General features: G+C 50.3%; 2 protein-coding genes. Both read left to right on the plus strand.

Annotated features, from left to right (window positions below):
• On the plus strand, positions 1-1,371 hold a 1,371-nt coding region (locus VIM87_RS13015), incomplete at its 5' end, for a dihydroxy-acid dehydratase (RefSeq protein WP_331997414.1).
• A gap of 104 nt (positions 1,372-1,475) precedes the next feature.
• Positions 1,476-2,711: gluconate:H+ symporter (locus tag VIM87_RS13020; protein WP_331997415.1), on the plus strand; the 1,236-nt coding region annotated here is incomplete at its 3' end.

The following is a 2,711-nucleotide window of genomic DNA, read 5'->3' on the forward strand; positions in this document are numbered from 1 at the left end:
CTGCTAACCGGCTGCGATAAAACCACACCCTCTACCTTAATGGGTGCTGCCAGCGTGGACCTGCCTACCATTGTGGTTCCCGGCGGGCCTATGCTCAACGGCCGTTTCCAGGGGCAGCAGATTGGCTCCGGCACACATGTATGGAAGTTTGCCGATGAAATGAAAAAGGGCAGCATGACACCCAAGGATTACCTGTTTGCAGAAAGCTGTATGTCGCGCAGCGCCGGTCATTGTATGACCATGGGCACTGCCTCTACCATGGCCTGTATGGTGGAATCCCTGGGTATGACGCTTTCCGGTGCAGCCGCTATCCCGGCGGTTGATTCCCGCAAAAAAGTGCTGGCCCATCTTTCCGGCCGCCGCATTGTGGAAATGGTGAAGGAAGACCTGAAAATGTCTAAGATCCTTACCCGGCAGGCATTTGAGAATGCTATAAAGGTAAATGCAGCAGTAGGCGGATCCACCAATTTTATTATTCACCTTACGGCTATTGCCGGCAGAATAGGCGTGGAGCTGAACCTGGAAGACTTTGATAAGCTGGGCAGCCGTATTCCCCTGCTGTTAAACCTGATGCCTTCCGGTAAATACCTGATGGAAGATTTTTATTATGCCGGTGGCTTGCCTGTGATCATTAATGAGCTGAAGGAGCACCTGCATATGGATACCATTACGGTTACCGGTAAATCCCATGCAGAAAATATTACGGATACCTGCAGCTGTTATAACCGGGATGTGATCTATCCCATGGATCAGCCTATGATCCCCGAAGCCGGTACTGCCGTATTAAAAGGCAACCTGGCATTGAACGGCTGCGTAATAAAACCCTCTGCCGCTACGCCTGCGCTGATGCAGCACCGTGGCCGCGCCGTGGTGTTTGAAACTATTGAAGACTATCATGCACGCATAGACGATCCTGCGCTGGATATTGATGAAACCTGTGTAATGGTTTTAAAACGCGTAGGCCCTGTAGGTTATCCCGGTATGCCGGAAGTAGGTAATATGGCCCTGCCCAAAAAGCTGCTGGACAAAGGCGTTACCGATATGGTACGTATTTCCGACGGCCGTATGAGCGGTACTGCCTATGGTACCGTAGTGCTGCACGTATCCCCGGAATCTGCTGTTGGCGGCAACCTGGCGCTGGTAGAGAACGGAGATTTTATTGAGCTGGATGTTGCCGGCCGCCGCCTGCACCTGGATGTGCCGGATGAGGTGCTGCAGCAACGCCGCCAGCGCTGGGAAAAAGACGCCCAGCCTATGAACCGCGGGTATGTAAGCCTGTATGTAAACCACGTGCTGCAGGCCGATAAAGGCGCCGACTTTGACTTCCTGGTAGGCGGCTCCGGATCAGAAGTAAGCAGGGATTCGCATTAAAAATTTACGGTTTTAGATTTACGATTTTAGATTTATGGGGTACGCCCTGTAATCTATCCGCTTCGATCAGATCTAAAATCGTAAATCTAAAATCCAAAATCATTATGACTTTATTGATCATCTTCCTTTGTATCGTTGCGCTGATATTACTGATCTCCTGGGGCAAGGTTAATGCGTTCCTGGCTTTCCTGGTGGTATCTGTAATCACGGGTTTATTGCTGGGCATACCGTTGAACAATATTCCCTCATCCGTATACAAAGGTATTGGCGATACTTTGGGATCGCTGATAGTGGTGATCGTATTGGGAGCTATGTTAGGCAAGCTGGTAGCGGAAAGCGGCGCTGCGCAGCGGATCTCCACGGTGTTAATGAAATTGTTCGGCGCAAAATATATCCAGTGGGCCTTAATGCTTACCGGCTTTATTATTGGTATACCCCTGTTCTATAATGTGGGTTTTGTGTTGATCATTCCCCTGATCTTTTCTGTAGCGTATCAATATAAATTACCCGCCGTGTATATTGGTTTGCCTATGCTGGCATCCTTGTCCGTTACCCATGGCTTTTTGCCGCCGCATCCGGCGCCTGCTGCATTGGTAGGGCAGTTCCATGCCAATATGGGGCTTACGCTGATCTATGGCGTAATAGTAGCCATACCGGCTGTAATACTGGCGGGGCCTGTGTTTTCAAGGACCATCAAAAAGCTGGAAGCCAAACCGCTGCAAAGCTTTAGTGTAGAGCCGTTACCGGAGCACCTGCTGCCGGGCGTGTTCAACAGCCTGTTATCGTCGCTGCTGCCGGTTATGATGCTGATCGTTACCACCATCCTGCTGTTTATGCTGCCGGAAGATGGTGCTTTTAAAACACTGCTCACCTTTTTGGGAGAGCCGGGCATCGTAATGCTGATCACGATTACTATTGCTACCTTCAGCCTGGGCATTAACATGGGTAAAACCATGCAGCAGGTAATGAATATTTATACCGATGCTGTGAAGGATGTGGCAATGGTGTTACTGATCGTTAGCGGCGCCGGGATCCTGAAACAGATCTTTATAGACAGCGGGGTAAGCACCCAGATAGCTACGGCCTTGCAAAGCTGGAGCATACCGCCTTTGGTGCTGGCCTGGTTAATTGCAGCGGTGATACGCTTGGCCCTGGGATCTGCTACAGTAGCCGGTTTAACCACTGCCGGCATTATTGCTCCCATGATGGGGCAGCTGCACGTAAATCCCAGCCTGATGGTATTATCCATTGGCGCAGGCAGCCTGTTCTTTTCACATGTAAATGACGCCGGCTTCTGGCTGTTCAAAGAATATTTTAATCTCTCGCTGAAAGATACATTC

Origin of the sequence: Chitinophaga sp. (assembly GCF_036569125.1) — a bacterium.
Classification (GTDB): Bacteria; Bacteroidota; Bacteroidia; order Chitinophagales; family Chitinophagaceae; genus Chitinophaga.